Here is a 15,453-nt window from a genome sequence, read left to right on the forward strand (position 1 = left end):
AATGGGTTTTGGGTTGCTGCGAACTCAGACGGAGCCTGATGGCGGGATTCGGCTTTTCAAGCGCCGGTACAGCAGCCCTCTGGACACCCCCAGTGCCCGAGCGGCGCGCGTGATGTTGCCGCCGGCCTGGGCCAGCGCCGCTTCGATGTGCTGGCGGCTGTGTTCATGCAGCGGGGGCCGGGCCGCCACGGCCTGCGGGCTGTCGTCGGCGGGGGCGTCGGCAGGCGGCTCAGGGGGGCGGGCCGAGGCCGGTGCAGGTGGTCTGGCCAGCTCGCCGACCGCCTGCAGGCGGCGCAAGCCATCGGCGGCCTGCAGCCGCACACGCAGCCACACCGTCAGGCCGTTGCCCAGGCGCCTGGGCTGGGGCCGGGCGTGGTGGCTCAGGGCCAGCAGGTCGGCCAGATCCAGGCCCAGCATGGCGTCAAAGTCTTCGTGCGACGGCCGTTGGGCCAGGCCCAGCAGCCGGCGCCCCGCCGGGTTGACCCAGGCCAGCCGGCCTTGGTCGTCGATGCCGGCCAGGCCTTGTTGAACACTGTCGAGCAGATCCGGGTGGGCCTGGAACTGCAGCACCAGCTGTTCTCGGGCCTGGGTTTTGAGCAGGCGGTTTTCGATGGCGGTGGCGTAGGCGCCCACCAGGCTGGCGGCATCGAAGCCGAAAGGCCGGGTTTCGATGGACAGGTCCAGCACGCCGGCCAGGCGCCCGTGGATGTCCCGGATCGGGGCCGCTGCGCAGTGAAAACTCTGCAGGCAGTCGTAATAGTGTTCGGCACCCATCACGCTGCAGGCCTGGCCCGTGTGGGTGACCAGACCGGGGGCGGTGGTGCCCACGGCGGATTCCGACAGGTTCACCCCCAGGCGCGCGGCCACGCCCAGCAGGGGCTGATCGGCCAGCGGGTGGTGGGTGACGTGCACGATCACCCCGTCGCTGTCGGTCAGGATGACCCGGCAGTCGGTGCCGCTGAGGGCGTGTTCCAGGGATTGCAATTCTTCGCCCGAAGCGCTGAGCAGCGGGCGATTGCGGCTCAGGGCGCCGTGCAGGCGGCTGGGTGTGACCGGGTCGAAGCTCAGTGTGCGGCTGGTGCGGGGCTCCTGGCGCAGGCAGCGCAGCCACGATTGCAGCACCCCCTCGGGCACCAGGCCACTGGGGCGCTGCCCTTCTTCAAACAACTGCTGGCGTGCCAGGGTCACGCGCTGGCTGGGCGTGTTGAAGAACAAGGGGCGCGCCCAGGGGCGGCCAGGGTCTTGCCGGGGCATGGGGCCTCCATCAAGCGGTGGGTCGGTGTGCGGGTGAGCGCAGTATCGGCAGCACCGGGCCGGCCCGGTCTCAGGGTTAGCCCATGGAAACCGGGTGGACAAGTCGGAAATTCGCAAATTGAGACAGCCGCGCCCGCCGGTTGGGCTGAATTCCGAATGTTCCATCTTGGAACACTTTTGGCCTAGGGAAATCCCGGTGATGAAGGCGCCCGGGCAAAAGAAGATGCTCCGATCCGGGTGGCCCGCCAGCGCTCCGGCGTGCGCCAGCGAAGGTGCACACAGATTCCCGCCGTTCATGAGCCCCGAACGGGAAGCGAGAAGCGCCTGGTCCGAAGGCCACCCCCCCAAGCCTTTTCCGAGGAGACATCACTCTATGCAACAAGCCATTTCCACCACCCGCCCTGTTTCCGGGGCTCCGGCCTGGCGCCGCCTGGGCATCGGGCTCGCCTGGCTGGCCACGGCCGCCCTGGCCGCCCAGGCCCAGCCTGCCAGTCGTGTCGATCAGGTCGACGGGGCTTACATCCAGGCCAACGCGGCCAAGTCGACCGACTGGCCAAGCCATGGCCTGGATTACGCCGAAACCCGCTTCTCCCGCCTGCAGCAGATCAACACCGGCAACGTGGGCAAGCTGGGGCTGGTCTGGTCGTACAACCTGGAGTCCACCCGGGGCGTGGAGTCCACCCCATTGGTGGTCGATGGCGTGATGTATGTCACCGCCTCCTGGAGCGTGGTCCATGCAGTCGATGTGCGCACGGGCAAGCGGCTCTGGAGCTTTGACCCCCAAGTCGACAAGTCCAAGGGCTACAAGGGTTGCTGCGATGTGGTCAACCGCGGCGTGGCCCTTTACCAGGGCAAGGTTTTCGTGGCCGCCTACGATGGCCGCCTGATCGCCCTGAACGCCCGCACCGGCCAGAAGGTGTGGGAGCAGGACACCTTGATCGACCACACCCACAGCTACACCATCACCGGTGCGCCCCGCGTCATCAAAGGCAAGGTGGTGATCGGCAACGGTGGTGCCGAGTACGGCGTGCGCGGCTACGTCACGGCCTACGATGCGGGCACCGGCACCCAGGCCTGGCGCTGGTTCACCGTGCCGGGCGATCCGTCCAAGCCCTTCGAGAACGAGGCCATGGCCCGTGCGGCCAAGACCTGGGACGCCAGCGGCAAGTGGTGGGAGTCAGGCGGCGGCGGCACGGCCTGGGACACCATGACCTATGACCCCGAGCTGAACCTGATGTACATCGGCACCGGCAATGGCTCGCCCTGGGCGCGCAGCAAGCGCAGCCCGGGCGGTGGCGACAACCTGTACCTGGCCTCGATCGTGGCCCTCAACCCCGACACCGGCGAGTACGTCTGGCATTACCAGGAAACCCCGGGCGACAACTGGGACTACACGTCGACCCAGCCCATGATCCTGGCCGATCTGAAGATCGATGGCCGTGCGCGCAAGGTGATCCTGCATGCCCCCAAGAATGGCTTTTTCTTTGTCATCGACCGGACCAACGGGCGCTTCATCTCGGCCAAGAACTTTGTCGACGTGAACTGGGCCAAGGGCTACGACGCCAACGGCCGCCCCATCGAAAACCCCGAGGCACGCGCCACCGACAAGCCCTACGACGCCGTACCGGGGCCGTTCGGTGCGCACAACTGGCATTCGATGTCCTTCAACCCGCAGACCGGCCTGGTCTACCTGCCGGCGCAGAACGTGCCCATCAACCTGATGGACAACCAGAACTGGAAGTTCAACGGCAATCAGCCCGGTGAGCCCCATGGCGGCCTGGGTTGGAACCTGGCCATGTACGCCAACGTGCAGCCGCCCAAGAGCAAGCCCTTCGGTCGCCTGATCGCCTGGGACCCGGTGCAGCAGAAGGCCGCCTGGACACAGGAGCAGGTCTCGCCCTGGAACGGCGGCACCCTGAGCACCGCCGGTAACCTGGTGTTCCAGGGCACGGCCGATGGGCGCTTCATGGCCTACAACGCCAAGACTGGCGAGAAGCTCTGGGAGTCGCCCACCGGCACGGGCGTGGTCGCCGCGCCCATCACCTATGAGGTGGATGGGCGCCAGTACGTGTCGATCGCCGTGGGCTGGGGCGGGGTGTATGGCCTGGCCCAGCGCGCCACCGATCGCCAGGGCCCTGGCACCGTCTACACCTTTGCCGTGGGTGGCAAGGCGCCGTTGCCGGATTTCGTGGGCTACCGCCTGGGCGAGCTGGTGTCGGGCGTCAAATACGACCCGGCCCAGGTGCAGGCCGGCACCATGCTGTATGTCAGCAACTGCGTGTTCTGCCACGGCGTGCCGGGCGTGGACCGTGGCGGCAACATTCCCAACCTGGGCTACATGGATGCCGCGATGATCGAGCACCTGGACAAGTTCATCTTCAAGGGTCCGGCCATGGCGCGTGGCATGCCTGACTTCAGCGAGCGCCTCAGCCTCGATGATGTGCAGAAGATCAAGGCCTTCATCCAGGGCACGGCCGACGCGATCCGACCCAAGAAGTGAGCCCCCCTGCAGCCCGCCTTGTGGCGGGCTGCGGTTTGGCGAAATCACCGCTGCGGAAGATAATCGGGCCTTCTGTCTTCCTTGAGGCCCGCCCATGTCCAGCATCAGCTCGATCGCCCAGTCCGGCATGCAGGCCGCGCTGCAGCGTCAAAGTGCGGCGGCCAACAACATCGCCAACCAGAACACCGACGGTTATCGTCGCGAGCGGGTCGACCAGCAGGCTGACCCCAACGGCGGCACCACTGCCACCGTGTCGCGCATGCCCCAGCCCGGCAGTCAGCTGGAGCAAGACATGGTCGACCAGATTTCCTCCAGCTACAGCTTCCAGGCCAGCCTCAAGACCCTCAAGGTCAATGACCAGATGATGGGCTCGCTGCTGGACGTCAAGGCCTGAGAGGCTGCGCTGCCAGGCCCTTTTCGGCCTGGTACGCAGGTATCATCTGTGCCGTTCCCAACCGAGCAGGAGACGGCCATGGGCCTGATGGATTTCATCAAGAAGCAGTTCATCGACGTCCTTCAATGGACCGAAGAGGGCGACGGCACGCTGGCCTGGCGCTATCCCATGGCCGACATGGAAATCCAGAACGGCGCCACCCTGGTGGTGCGCGAGTCGCAGATGGCCCTGTTCGTCAACGAAGGGCGCATCGCCGACCTGTTCGGGCCCGGCACCTACCGCCTGGGCACCCAGACCCTGCCCCTGCTGACCAACCTGCAGAACTGGGACAAGTTGTTTGAGTCGCCCTTCAAGAGCGATGTCTATTTCTTCAGCACCCGCGAGCAGCTCGACCAGAAATGGGGCACGCCCCAGCCTGTCACCGTGCGTGACGCCGAGTTTGGTGCCGTGCGCCTGCGTGCCTTCGGCAATTACAGCTTCCGCATCGCGGACCCCAAGGTGTTCCATGCCGGCATTTCCGGCACCCGCGAGCGCTACGGCGTGGCCGACCTGGACGGTCAGTTGCGCGGCCTGGTGCTGCAGAACATCAGCCAGGCCATTGCGGCCAGCGGCATCCCCTTCCTGGACCTGGCGGCCAATCAGCAGCGCTTCGCCGAGGCCCTGACCCAGCAACTGGGCCCCGAGTTCGCCCGCCTGGGCCTGCAGTTGCAGACCTTCACGGTGCAGAACCTGTCCCTGCCCGAAGAGTTGCAGAAGGTGCTCGACCAGAAGATCGGCATGGGCATGGTGGGGCGCGACATGGGCCAGTTCATGCAGTACCAGACCGCCCAGGCCATTCCGCGCCTGGCCGAAGGGGCTGCGGGCGGCGGTGTGGCCGGTGACGCCATGGGGCTGGGGGCCGGCGTGGCCCTGGGCCAGGTGTTGGCGCAGAACCTGCAGGCCGGCCTGCAGGGGGGCGGCGCGGCGGCGGCTTCAGCCGCGGCCGTCGGCGCAGGCCTCAAGCCCGACGAGATCATGGCCACACTGGAGAAGTTGGCCGATCTCAAGACCAAAGGCATCCTGACCGCTGAAGAGTTCGACGCCAAGAAGGCCGAACTGCTCAAGAAGCTCGTCTGAACCGCACCGGCTGTTCGTGACAGAGCGTTTCTACCGCGCGCCCTGCCCGGGCTGCGGCGCCCCCGTTGAATTTCGCAGCGCCCAATCGACGCATGCGGTCTGCCCCTACTGCCAGAGCACGGTGCTGCGCCAGGGTGAGGTGCTGAGCCGCATCGGTCGCATGGCCGAGCTGTTTGACGACCACAGCCCGCTGCAGCTCATGGCCGGCGGCCGCTTCGACAACAAGCCCTTTGTACTGATCGGGCGGCTTCAGTACAAATCACCCGCCGGCGTGTGGACCGAGTGGATCGCGCTGTTCGAGGATGGCAGCCAGGCCAGCCTGAGCGAGGACAACGGTGCCTATGTCATGTCGCGCCCGCGCGAGCTGCAGCGCGAGATGCCTGCGGCCTCGGCCTTCCGCCCCGGGGCCAGCACGGCAGTCAACGGCCAGCCCTTCACCGTGGCCTTCAGCGACCAGGTGTGCCTGATCTCGGCCCAGGGCGAACTGCCGCGCCTGCCGCCGCTGGGCTTTGCCTTTGGCCTGGTCGAGCTGCGCAGCGACAGCGGCGAGGTGCTCAGCCTCGATTACAGCCGCACCCCGCCCGCCCTGTCGGCGGGCCGCTCGGTGCGGCTCGAAGACCTGGCCCTGAGCGGGCTCAAGGACGCGTCGGTCAAGAACGAAGTGGGGCGCCAGTTCAACTGCCCGCATTGCGGCGCGCCGGTCGAAATCACGCTGGCCAGCACCAAGACCCTCACCTGCCGCAGCTGCAACAGCCTGATCGATGTCTCGCAGGGCATCGGCGGCGAACTGCGCCACGCCCTGCAGGACGAGCCCGTGGCACCCTTGATCGCGCTGGGCAGCCTGGGCCGGCTCGAAGGGGTGGATTGGCAGGTGGTGGGCTTTCAGCACCGCATGGGGCGCGAGCCCGGCGACGACGAGCTGTTCGGCTGGGAGGAGTACCTGCTCTACAACCGCCAGCGTGGCTTCAGCTTCCTGGTCGACGCCACCGATGGCTGGAGCCTGGTGCGCCCGCTCACCGGCGCCCCCAAGCTCGATGCCTCGGGGCGGGCGGCCACCTACCTGGGCACCCGCTACGACTTGCAATACCGCTACGACGCCGAGACCAGCTATGCCTGCGGCGAGTTCTACTGGCCGGTGGCCCGGGGCCAGAAGACCAGCAACCGTGACTTCGCCAGCGCCAAGGGCCTGCTGTCCGAAGAAAGCACGCCCACCGAAATCACCTGGTCGGGCGGCAGCCGCCTGGACGCGGCCACGGTGGCCAAGGCCTTCAAGCTGGAAGCCCGCCAAGACCTGCTGCGACGGGCCGATGTGGCCCCCGCGGGCAGTTTCAGGGCCCTCGGCTGGGGCACCATCGTGGTCATCGCGGTACTGCTGATCGTGCTGGTGCTGTTGCTCAGCCGCTGCTCCCGCTGCGACCCGGCGGTGGAAAACTGCAGCAGCAGTGGCTACCGCAGCTCGGGGGGCTCCTATGGGGGCTATTCAGGCAGCGGTGGCAGCCACAAGTGATGATGAGGCACCGACTTGCTCAACCAACCACTCTTTGACGGAGGTTTCCATGGGACTTGAATGGCTGCGCCCCGGCGCCGTGCTCGGCTCCATCGTGTTCGCCCTGGTGGGCGTGCTGGTCTTCTGGCTGAGCTTTGTCGTCATCGACAAGCTCACGCCCTACGATCTGTGGCGCGAACTGGTGGAAAAGCAGAACGTGGCCCTTGGCCTGGTGGTGGCGGCCATGTCGCTGGGCATTTGCCTCATCGTGGCGGCCGCCATCCACGGCTGAGCCTGACGTGCACTATTTTTGGGGTTGCCGAGGGTTCGGCAACCTTGTTTTGAAGACTGTGGATTGTTTTGAGCCTTCGACCTGATTCCTCCGACCCCCTGTTGCCCGCGGCGGTCGTCTCCGATGTGCCCTGGCGACTGCCCGGGCGGCGTGGCGCGCGCTCGACTGAGCCGTCTGGCGGGGGCGGTGCCCCCCGGCCGGTCGAACTGGCCCTGCTGAGCAGCGTGTTCGTGGTGGCGGCCTGCGGCCTGCTGTACGAGCTGGCCGCCGGCACCCTGGCCTCGTACCTGCTGGGCGACTCGGTGTTGCAGTTCTCCACCGTGATCGGCGCCTATCTGTTCGCCATGGGCCTGGGCTCCTGGGCCTCACGGCATTTCGAGCGCCAGTTGCCAGCGCACTTCCTGCGCATCGAGCTCCTGGTGGCCCTGCTGGGCGGCGGCATGCCTGCCCTGTTGTTCTTGTGCAGCGCCTTTGTGCCCGGGGCCTTCCGGCTGGTGCTGTACACCCTGGTGGGGTCCGTCGGCGTGCTGGTCGGGCTGGAGATTCCGCTGGTGATGCGCATCCTCAAGCGCCACGTGCAGCTCAAGGAACTGGTCTCGCAGGTGCTCACCTTTGATTACCTGGGGGCGCTGGCGGTGTCGCTGGCCTTCCCCATCCTGCTGGTGCCGCACCTGGGCCTGGTGCGCACCGGACTGGTGTTCGGCCTGCTCAATGCCGCCGTGGCGGTGTGGGCGCTGTGGCTGTTCCGACATGAGCTGCGCCGCCTGCGCACCCATGTGCTGGCCTGTGCGGGCGTGCTGCTGACCCTGCTGGGCGCTCTGTTCGGCGCCGACGCCATCACCACCGTGGCCGAAGACCGCTTCTACCAGGACCGCGTGATCTTCACCGCCACCAGCCCTTACCAGCGCATTGTGGTCACCAGCGGGGCACAGGGGCACCGCTTGTTCCTCAATGGCAATCTGCAGTTTGCCGAGCGCGACGAGTACCGCTACCACGAGGCCCTGGTGCACCCGGTCATGGCGGCCCAGGGCAACCCGCGCCGGGTGGCCGTGCTGGGCGGGGGCGATGGCATGGCCGTGCGTGAAGTGCTCAAGTACCCCGGGGTGCAGCAGGTCACCCTGGTCGAACTCGACCCCGAGATGACGCGCCTGTTCAGCACCCAGCCCGCCCTCAAGCGGCTCAACGGCGGGGCTTTGTCCGATCCGAGGGTGCGCATCGTCAATGCCGATGCCTTCCAGTGGCTGCAGACCGAGGCCGACACCTTCGACGTCATCGTGGTCGACTTTCCCGACCCGACCAACTTTGCGCTGGGCAAGCTCTACAGCCAGTCGTTCTATGCCTTGCTGGACCAGCGCCTGTCGGCCAGCGGTTATGCCGTGGTGCAGACCACCTCGCCCCTGGTGGCGCGCCAGAGCTTCTGGACCGTGGTGCACACCATCGAGGCCGCCGGCCTGGGCGCCACGCCCTACCACGCCAACGTGCCCAGCTTTGGCGAGTGGGGCTTTGTGGTGGCCTCGCGCCGACCCTGGCGCCAGCCTGTGCGCCTGCCCGAGGGCCTGCGCTTTCTCAATCTGCAGACCTTGCCCCTGTTGTTCGATTTTCCGCAGGACATGGCAGCCGTGCCCACCGGGGTGAACCGTCTGTCCAACCAGATCCTGGTGCGCACCTATGAGCAGGAATGGGGCAAGGTGGCCCATTGACGCGGCCTGACATGCGTTTGAACGGTGCCTTCGTGTCGCCTTCAGCAGGCTTGCGCCGGCGCGAGTGGCTGGCCCTGGCCGGTGCCGGCCTGGGCCTGGCGGGTTGTGCGCCGGCTGCACCGGCCTTGCAAGGCGGGTTTGAGGGCGCTGCCTTTGAGCGGGGCCACCTGTTGCGCGAGAACCCGCGCCGCTGGCCGGCGCCGGCCGTGTCACGCCGGGTGGGGGTGGTGGTGGCGGGGGCGGGCATCGCAGGCCTGGCCGCGGCGCGCTCGCTGCGCCTGGGCGGGGTGGACGACCTGGCCATTCTGGAGCTCGACGAGCAAGCCGGCGGCAACAGCCGCGGCCGCCTGCTGGGCCAGCAACCCTGCCCCACCGGGGCGCATTACCTGCCCCTGCCCGGTGACGATGCGCCCGAGGTGCAGGCCTTGCTTGAGGAACTGGGCCTGCGCCAGCGCCAGGCGGGGCGTTGGGTCTACGACGAGCAGGCCCTGTGCCACAGCCCGCAAGAGCGCCTGTACCTGGACGGCGGCTGGCAGGAGGGCCTGTTGCCCGCACACGAGCTGAGCGCGGCCACCCGGACGCAATACCAGCGCTTTGCGGATCAGGTGGCGGCCCTGCAGCGCCAGGCCCGGTTTGCCATTCCGCTGGCCAGCCGGGGCCTGAGCCCGGTACAACTGGCGCTCGACAGCCAGACCTTTGCCCAGTGGCTGGCCCAGCAGGGCCTGGACGACGCCCGCCTGCGCTGGTACCTGGACTACTGCTGCCGCGACGATTACGGTGCCGGCCTGGCCGAGGTCTCGGCCTGGGCCGGCATCCACTACTTTGCCAGCCGCCACGGCTTTCATGCCCCGGGCAGCGATGAGGCCGCCGAAGCGGCCGACACCCCGGTGCTCACCTGGCCCGAGGGCAATGGCTGGCTGGTCGACCGGCTGGCCGCGCCCTGGCAGGGCGATGCCGGCCAGGGCCCGCTGTACACCGGCCGGGTGGTGCTGCGCATCGAAGACCAGCGCCAGGGCGTGGCCGTTGATGTGTGGGATGTGGCCCGGCAACGGGTCGAACGCTGGCTGGCCGCCCACTGCATCGTGGCCCTGCCGGTGCATGTGGCGGCCCGGGTGGTGGTCACCGCGCCCGATTGGCTGCAGTCCACGGCCTTGCGCTGGCAGCATGCGGCCTGGGTGGTGGGCAACCTGCTGCTCGACCAGCCGCTGGCAGACCGGCCTGGCGCCGCCCCGGCCTGGGACAACGTGATCTACGGCTCCAGCGGCCTGGGCTATGTCAACGCCGCCCACCAGCGCCTGGACCCGCGCCCCGGCCCCACGGTGCTCACCTTCTACCGCGCCCTGGGGGCCGCCAAACCGGCCCGCAAGACCTTGTTGGAGCAGCCGTGGACGCACTGGCGTGGCCAGCTGCTGGACGAATTCCTGGCCCCGCACCCCGATCTGCTGAGCCATGCCCGAGAGTTCTCGCTGAGCCGGCACGGCCATGCCATGGCCGTGCCCGTGCCCGGGGTACTGGCCCACCTGGCGCGCCTGCCGCTGGCCGCGGCCGCCCAGGCCGTGCCCAGCCTGCGCCAGCGCCGCACCGGCAGCGGTGTTCCGGCGGCACTGGCCCAAGGGCGGGTCAGCTACGCCCACAGCGACTGGTCGGGCTACTCGGTGTTCGAAGAGGCTTTCACGCGCGGGCACGATGCCGGGCTGCTGGCCGTGCAGCAACTGCGGGGGCGCACCCCCTCATGAGCCCGGGCCCGCACCACTTGCGCGGCCTGCAGAGGGCCGACCTGCCCGCCTTGATGGCGCTGCAGGCCCTGGCCTATGGTGCTGCCTTGGTTGAGCCCGCCCCTGCCATGGCCCAGCGCCTGGCCATCACGCCGCCAACGGTGTGGGGCTTGTTCGAGGCCTCTGGCGAGATGCGCGCCTACCTGCTGGCCTACCGCAGCGTGCCGGGGGCGGTGGCGCCGCTGCATCAACCTTTTGACCCGGCGCCCCAGCCCACGGCCCTGTACCTGCATGACCTGGCCGTGCACCCGGTGGCCAAGGGCCTGGGCCTGGGGCCACGCCTGGTGGCGGCGGCACTGGCCCTGGCACGGACCGAAAGCCTGGGCGGGCTGGGCCTGGTGGCGGTGCAGGGCTCGCAGCCTTTCTGGCGCCGTCAGGGCTTTCAGGACAGTCGGCCTGATGCGGCCTCTCAGGCCACCTTGGCCGGGTACGGCGAAGGGGCCGCCTACCTGTGGCGCGCGCTGCCCTGAGCGGCGGCCGGCGGCCCTAGCGGTGTTGCCCGGCGGCCTGGTGGCGTGCCGCCAGCAGCTTGCTCTGATGCGCGTGCCGCCAGTGCTCGAAGGCCGGCGCCATCAAGGGCTTGGCAAACAGATAGCCCTGGCCGACATCGCAATCCAGCGCCATCAGGGCCGCGGCGGTGGCGTCATCCTCCACCCCTTCGGCCACGGTGCGCAGGCCCAGCTTGCGGCCCAGGGCGATGGTCGACTCGGCCACGTGGCGGTCGCGCGGACTGCGCAGCAGCGCGCTCACAAAGCTGCGGTCGATCTTGATGCTGGTGAAGGGAAACTGGCTCACATACGAGAGGCTGGAGAAGCCGGTGCCGAAGTCGTCCAGCGCCAGCGCCATGCCGGCGGCCCGCAGCTCCTGCAGGCGGCGCAGCACCAGGTCGGGGTTGACGGCCAGGGCCGACTCGGTGACCTCCAGCTCCAGCCACTGGGCGGCCACCTTTTTCTGCACCAGCAGGGTTTTGATGTGGTCGGTGAAGTCGGGGTCCTGCAGGTTGTTGGCGCTGATGTTGACGGCGACCTTCAACGCCTGATCCCGGGCCTGCCAGCGGGCCATCTGGTCGAGTGCCGCGCTGATCACCCAGCGGGTCAGCGGGTAGATCAGTTCAGTGGATTCGGCCAGCGGAATGAACTCGGACGGCGGGATCCAGCCCAGGCGCGGGTGGTGCCAGCGCAGCAGGGCCTCCACCCCTTCCAGCTCTCGACTTTCCAGCCACAGCTTGGGTTGCCAGGCCAGTTGCAACTGGCCGCCGCGGATGGCGGCCGACAGTTCTGAGCGCATCTTCAGGTCGTGCCCGGGGGCGTGTTCGAAGCTGCGGCTGTAGCGCACCTGCGATCCCACCACGGTGCGCGCCCGGGCGGCCGCCACATCCGCGCAGCGAAGCAACTGCCCGGCATCAGGCGCGTCGGCAGGGTAGGCGGCGCTGCCCAGCTTCAGATGCAGCTCGACGGCGGTGTCGCCCAGCGTGATCGGTTCGCGGCTGACCCGCACCATCAGTTCGCACACGGCCTCGGTCGGCAGGACGGGCGTCGGGTCAGGCTTCGATTTCATCGCCGGGTCGAAAGCCGCGTTAAACGCAGCGTCATGGGCCGTGTCCTGGGACGTGTCGCGGGCCGTGTCATTTGCCGCGTCATGGGGCGCCGGAGGCACGGCCACGAAGTCGGTGCCGCCGGCCCGCGCCAGGCTCCAGCCATGGGCGAGCAGCTGGCGCTCCAGGCGCCGGGAGGTGATTTCCAGCACCATGTCGGCAGCCCGGTGGCCAAAGGCTTCGTTGATCTCCTTGAAGCGCGCCAGGTTCACGAACACCAGCTCGAAGCGATGGCCGGGCTGGCGCTCGATGCGCTCGTCCAGCTGGCGCAACAGGCTGTGCCGGTTGGGCAGGCCGGTCAGTGGGTCGTGGTTGGCCAGGTAGTCCTGCTGGCGGTTGAAGCGGCGCTCTTCGCTCAGGTCGCGCACCAGGCACAACAACTGGGGCGCGCCATCCAGCGTGAAGGCCGACAGGCGCATCTCGCAGTCCACACGCTGCTGCGTCTGCGGGGCGTCAAAACTGTATTCGAAGCGCAGGTGCTCTCCGGCCAGTGCGCGTTGCATGCGCTGGCGTGGCAGGGCGCTGGGCTGGCCGGTGGCCGGGTCAATGGGGTGGGGAAAGAACTCTGCCAGGGCGTGTCCCACCACCTCTTCGCCCTGCTGGCGCCCGGTCAGGCGCAATGCCGCCGGGTTCAGCGCCAGCACACGGCCTGCAGGGTCCAGCACCAGCACGCCATCGGCCACGTCCTCGAACAGGCGCCGATACACCGTCTCGCTGGTGGCCAGCACCTGCAGCATGCGCTGCAGTGCGCGGGTGCCCAGTCCGAGCGCCAGCAGCGCCAGGGCCAGCATCACCCCCTTGGTGGCGCTGCGTTGCCGCCAGGGGGCCAGCACCTGGGTCTCGGCTTGCAGGCTGGCCACCAACAGCGGATAGCGCCCGGAGCGCCTGAAGGTGCCCGACAGGTCCAGCCCCTGGCCGATCGAGGTCATGAACTCGCCGGCCGGTTGCTCGTGGGCCAGCCGGGCCAGCAGGGCCGATTCGGGGGCCCTGCGCCCGGCGCCCGGCATGAACCCACCGGTGCGCATCAGCACCTGGCCATCGGGCAGGTACACCGCCTGCTCAAGCAGGTTGAGCGGGGCCTGTGCATCGCTGTCCTGCGGCGGTGCGGGCGGGCGCAAGGCCGCCAGCGGAATCAGGGCGCCCAGCAGCCACTCGGGGCCCGATGCGCCACTGCTCAGGCGCATCAGCACCGGCAGCAACTCGTCTTGATCGCCCAGGCGGATCGGCGCCAGCAGCTGCAAGGGGCCCGCCACCTCGGGGGCCGGCAACTGGCGCAGCGGCTGCAACGCCTCGGGGGGCAGGTGCTGGTTCCGGTCGGCGGCCACCAGCTCGCCGCCGCGGCGCACAAACAGCAGCTGGGACACGCTGTCGAAGCGGATGGCGCCCTCCAGCAGGGCCTGCAAGGCGCGGGCATCGGGCGGGGTGTGCGGGCCGCGGGTGGGCATCAATTCCTGACCCAGACTGCTCAGGCTGAGTGAGGCCTGCTCCAGTGTCTGCTCGCTCAGGTGGCGCAGGCTTTCGGTCAGTTGCTGGCTGTTGTCATGGGCCAGGCGGCGGGTGCTGCGGTAATCCAGCGCGATCGACCACAGGCCCAGGCCGATCAAGCCCAGCCCCGCCGCCCACCCAGCCCAGTGCAACAGGCGCCGAAAACGGCGACCCAGCAGATAGCTTTCGGAGGCGGAGAGGAGCTGCACCAAACCATCCTAACCAACAAAGCAAAGTTGTAACCAATTGCCACCATCCTTCGCGGGAAATCCCTGTCATCAGCGCGTCATGGCGGGGCTCGACAGTGGCGGCTTGTTTTCTGTTGTGATGATTTTTCAGATGTCCCGCGCTCTCAATTCTGTTGCCGCTTCCATCCTGGCCGTGACGGCCTGCCTCTGGGCCTTGCCCGTGGCCGCCCAGTCCAACACTGCTGCACCCCAGGCTTTCGAGGCCCGTCTGGCAGGCCATGCCGTGTTGCCGGCGCAGAGCTTTGTGCCGGCGCCCAAGAACGCGCCGCAAGACCTGCAGACCAGCGGCAAGTACACCACCGGCGTGCGGGTCGAGAAGCTGGGCTCGGTGCCCGGCCTGTCGTTCGGCCGTCCGACCGGCGTATCGCTGCCCTTCAAGGGCCAGCCGCTGCAGGGCCATTCGGGCATCAAGCACATGGCCGACGGCACCTTCTGGATCATCACCGACAACGGCGCGGGTGCCAAAGCCAATTCGCCCGACTTCATGCTGTACCTGAACCACTACGCGGTGGATTTCAAGAGCGGCCACTTCAAGCGCCTGGGCACGGTCTTTCTGCATGATCCCGACAAGAAGGTCCCCTTCCGCATCGTTCACGAAGGCACGCCTGAGCGCTACCTGACTGGATCCGACTTCGATACCGAAAGCTTTCAGTTGGCCGGTGGTTCGATCTGGATCGGCGACGAACTGGGCCCCTTCCTGATCAAGGCCGACATGAAGGGCAAGGTGTTGGCGGTGTTCGACACCCTGGTGGATGGCAAGGCCGTGCGCTCGCCCGACCACCCGGCCTTGACCACGCCTGCCGCTCCGGGCGGCACGGTGGACTTCCAGGTGCGCCGCTCCAAGGGCTTCGAGGGCATGGCCTCGTCCAAGGACGGCAGCAAGCTTTACGCCCTGCTCGAAGGCGCCCTGTGGAACCCCGAGGCCAAGGCCTACGAATCGCTGGAGGGCAAGCCCTACCTGCGCGTGCTCGAATTCGACGTGAAGACCGAGCGGTGGACCGGGCGTCATTGGAAGTACGTGCTGGAAGCCGGCCACCATGCGATTGGCGACTTCAACATGATCGATGACAGCACCGGCATGATCATCGAGCGCGACAACGGTGAAGGCACGGCCGACAAGGCCTGTCCCGAAGGCCAGCAGCGCCCCGACTGCTTCCATGACCTGGCCAAGTTCAAGCGCGTCTACAAGATCGAGTTGAACGAGGCCAACGTGGGGGCTGCGGTGCGCAAGATCGGCTACATCGATCTGCTCAACATCGCCGACCCGGCCCACCTGGCACGCAAGCCGCTGAACCAGGGCGTGCTCACCTTCCCCTTCTTCACCATCGAGAACGTCGACGTGGTGGATGCCACCCACATCGTGGTGGGCAATGACAACAACCTGCCCTTCTCCAGCAGCCGCGAGCCCAACCAGGCCGATGACAACGAACTGGTGCTGCTCGACGTGGCCGAGTTCCTGAAGGCGCGCTGAGCCCACTGCGCAGTCTGCGCACCCGCGCATTTTTCAAAGTCGTCACTTTTTTCTTGCCGTCAGTCCTTGGTCGGCCCGGTGCGTTCATGCGCATCGGGCCGCTTTTTTGGGGACGGAGATGTGACACGGCAGAATCGG

11 protein-coding genes are annotated in these 15,453 nt (G+C 68.0%); 9 read left to right on the forward strand and 2 right to left on the reverse strand.

Annotated features, from left to right (window positions below; genetic code table 11):
- Nucleotides 1–24: 24 nt before the first annotated feature.
- Complete coding sequence (locus tag AC07VS_RS10470) at nucleotides 25–1,254, reverse strand: helix-turn-helix domain-containing protein (protein ID WP_494750914.1); 1,230 nt, start codon at nucleotides 1,252–1,254, stop codon at nucleotides 25–27.
- Between the two features lie 373 nt (nucleotides 1,255–1,627).
- On the opposite strand from AC07VS_RS10470, the gene AC07VS_RS10475 reads away from it, so the two are divergent.
- From AC07VS_RS10475 to AC07VS_RS10510, 8 genes are all read left to right on the forward strand, one after another.
- Nucleotides 1,628–3,754 (forward strand): PQQ-dependent dehydrogenase, methanol/ethanol family, encoded by a 2,127-nt coding sequence (locus tag AC07VS_RS10475; RefSeq protein WP_494750915.1) that lies wholly within the window; start codon nucleotides 1,628–1,630, stop codon nucleotides 3,752–3,754.
- Nucleotides 3,755–3,848: 94 nt separating this feature from the next.
- Entirely contained in the window at nucleotides 3,849–4,148 is a 300-nt protein-coding gene (locus tag AC07VS_RS10480) for a flagellar basal body protein (RefSeq protein ID WP_494750916.1), read from the forward strand.
- A 78-nt stretch (nucleotides 4,149–4,226) separates the two neighbouring features.
- Nucleotides 4,227–5,264, forward strand: a complete 1,038-nt coding sequence (locus AC07VS_RS10485; protein ID WP_492348520.1) for an SPFH domain-containing protein — start codon at nucleotides 4,227–4,229, stop codon at nucleotides 5,262–5,264.
- Nucleotides 5,265–5,280: 16 nt separating this feature from the next.
- Nucleotides 5,281–6,771: a DUF4178 domain-containing protein gene (locus AC07VS_RS10490; RefSeq protein WP_494655793.1), complete on the forward strand. Its 1,491-nt coding sequence runs from the start codon at nucleotides 5,281–5,283 to the stop codon at nucleotides 6,769–6,771.
- A 49-nt stretch (nucleotides 6,772–6,820) separates the two neighbouring features.
- Nucleotides 6,821–7,042 carry a DUF350 domain-containing protein gene (locus AC07VS_RS10495; protein ID WP_019573848.1) on the forward strand — a complete coding sequence of 74 codons (222 nt, stop codon included), beginning with the start codon at nucleotides 6,821–6,823 and terminating at the stop codon, nucleotides 7,040–7,042.
- 137 nt (nucleotides 7,043–7,179) lie between these two features.
- On the forward strand, nucleotides 7,180–8,742 hold the full coding sequence (locus AC07VS_RS10500; protein ID WP_494655962.1) for a polyamine aminopropyltransferase: 1,563 nt from the start codon (nucleotides 7,180–7,182) through the stop codon (nucleotides 8,740–8,742).
- 11 nt (nucleotides 8,743–8,753) lie between these two features.
- Nucleotides 8,754–10,478 (forward strand): NAD(P)-binding protein, encoded by a 1,725-nt coding sequence (locus AC07VS_RS10505; protein ID WP_494655792.1) that lies wholly within the window; start codon nucleotides 8,754–8,756, stop codon nucleotides 10,476–10,478.
- The gene (locus AC07VS_RS10510; protein WP_492348516.1) at nucleotides 10,475–10,987 is read left to right on the forward strand and encodes a GNAT family N-acetyltransferase; all 513 of its coding nucleotides are present in this window, start codon (nucleotides 10,475–10,477) and stop codon (nucleotides 10,985–10,987) included. The genes AC07VS_RS10505 and AC07VS_RS10510 overlap by 4 nt, the downstream gene beginning before the upstream one ends.
- Before the next feature lie 16 nt (nucleotides 10,988–11,003).
- Here the strand turns inward: AC07VS_RS10510 and AC07VS_RS10515 are convergent, their stop codons facing one another.
- A complete protein-coding gene (locus AC07VS_RS10515; RefSeq protein ID WP_494750917.1) occupies nucleotides 11,004–13,805 on the reverse strand; it encodes a putative bifunctional diguanylate cyclase/phosphodiesterase in 2,802 nt (933 codons plus the stop codon).
- 130 nt (nucleotides 13,806–13,935) lie between these two features.
- On the opposite strand from AC07VS_RS10515, the gene AC07VS_RS10520 reads away from it, so the two are divergent.
- Nucleotides 13,936–15,315, forward strand: coding sequence for an esterase-like activity of phytase family protein (locus AC07VS_RS10520; RefSeq protein WP_494750918.1), 1,380 nt, complete (start codon nucleotides 13,936–13,938; stop codon nucleotides 15,313–15,315).
- The last annotated feature ends 138 nt before the right edge of the window (nucleotides 15,316–15,453 follow it).

The organism is Curvibacter sp. GW821-FHT01G03, assembly GCF_059422285.1.

Excerpts from the sequence above, each read along its gene's own strand:
- AC07VS_RS10470 (WP_494750914.1), bottom strand. The coding sequence starts at position 1,254 with ATGCCCCGGCAAGACCCTGGCCGCCCCTGGGCGCGCCCCTTGTTCTTC.
- AC07VS_RS10475 (WP_494750915.1), top strand. The coding sequence starts at position 1,628 with ATGCAACAAGCCATTTCCACCACCCGCCCTGTTTCCGGGGCTCCGGCC.
- AC07VS_RS10480 (WP_494750916.1), top strand. The coding sequence starts at position 3,849 with ATGTCCAGCATCAGCTCGATCGCCCAGTCCGGCATGCAGGCCGCGCTG.
- AC07VS_RS10485 (WP_492348520.1), top strand. The coding sequence starts at position 4,227 with ATGGGCCTGATGGATTTCATCAAGAAGCAGTTCATCGACGTCCTTCAA.
- AC07VS_RS10495 (WP_019573848.1), top strand. The coding sequence starts at position 6,821 with ATGGGACTTGAATGGCTGCGCCCCGGCGCCGTGCTCGGCTCCATCGTG.
- AC07VS_RS10505 (WP_494655792.1), top strand. The coding sequence starts at position 8,754 with ATGCGTTTGAACGGTGCCTTCGTGTCGCCTTCAGCAGGCTTGCGCCGG.
- AC07VS_RS10510 (WP_492348516.1), top strand. The coding sequence starts at position 10,475 with ATGAGCCCGGGCCCGCACCACTTGCGCGGCCTGCAGAGGGCCGACCTG.
- AC07VS_RS10520 (WP_494750918.1), top strand. The coding sequence starts at position 13,936 with ATGTCCCGCGCTCTCAATTCTGTTGCCGCTTCCATCCTGGCCGTGACG.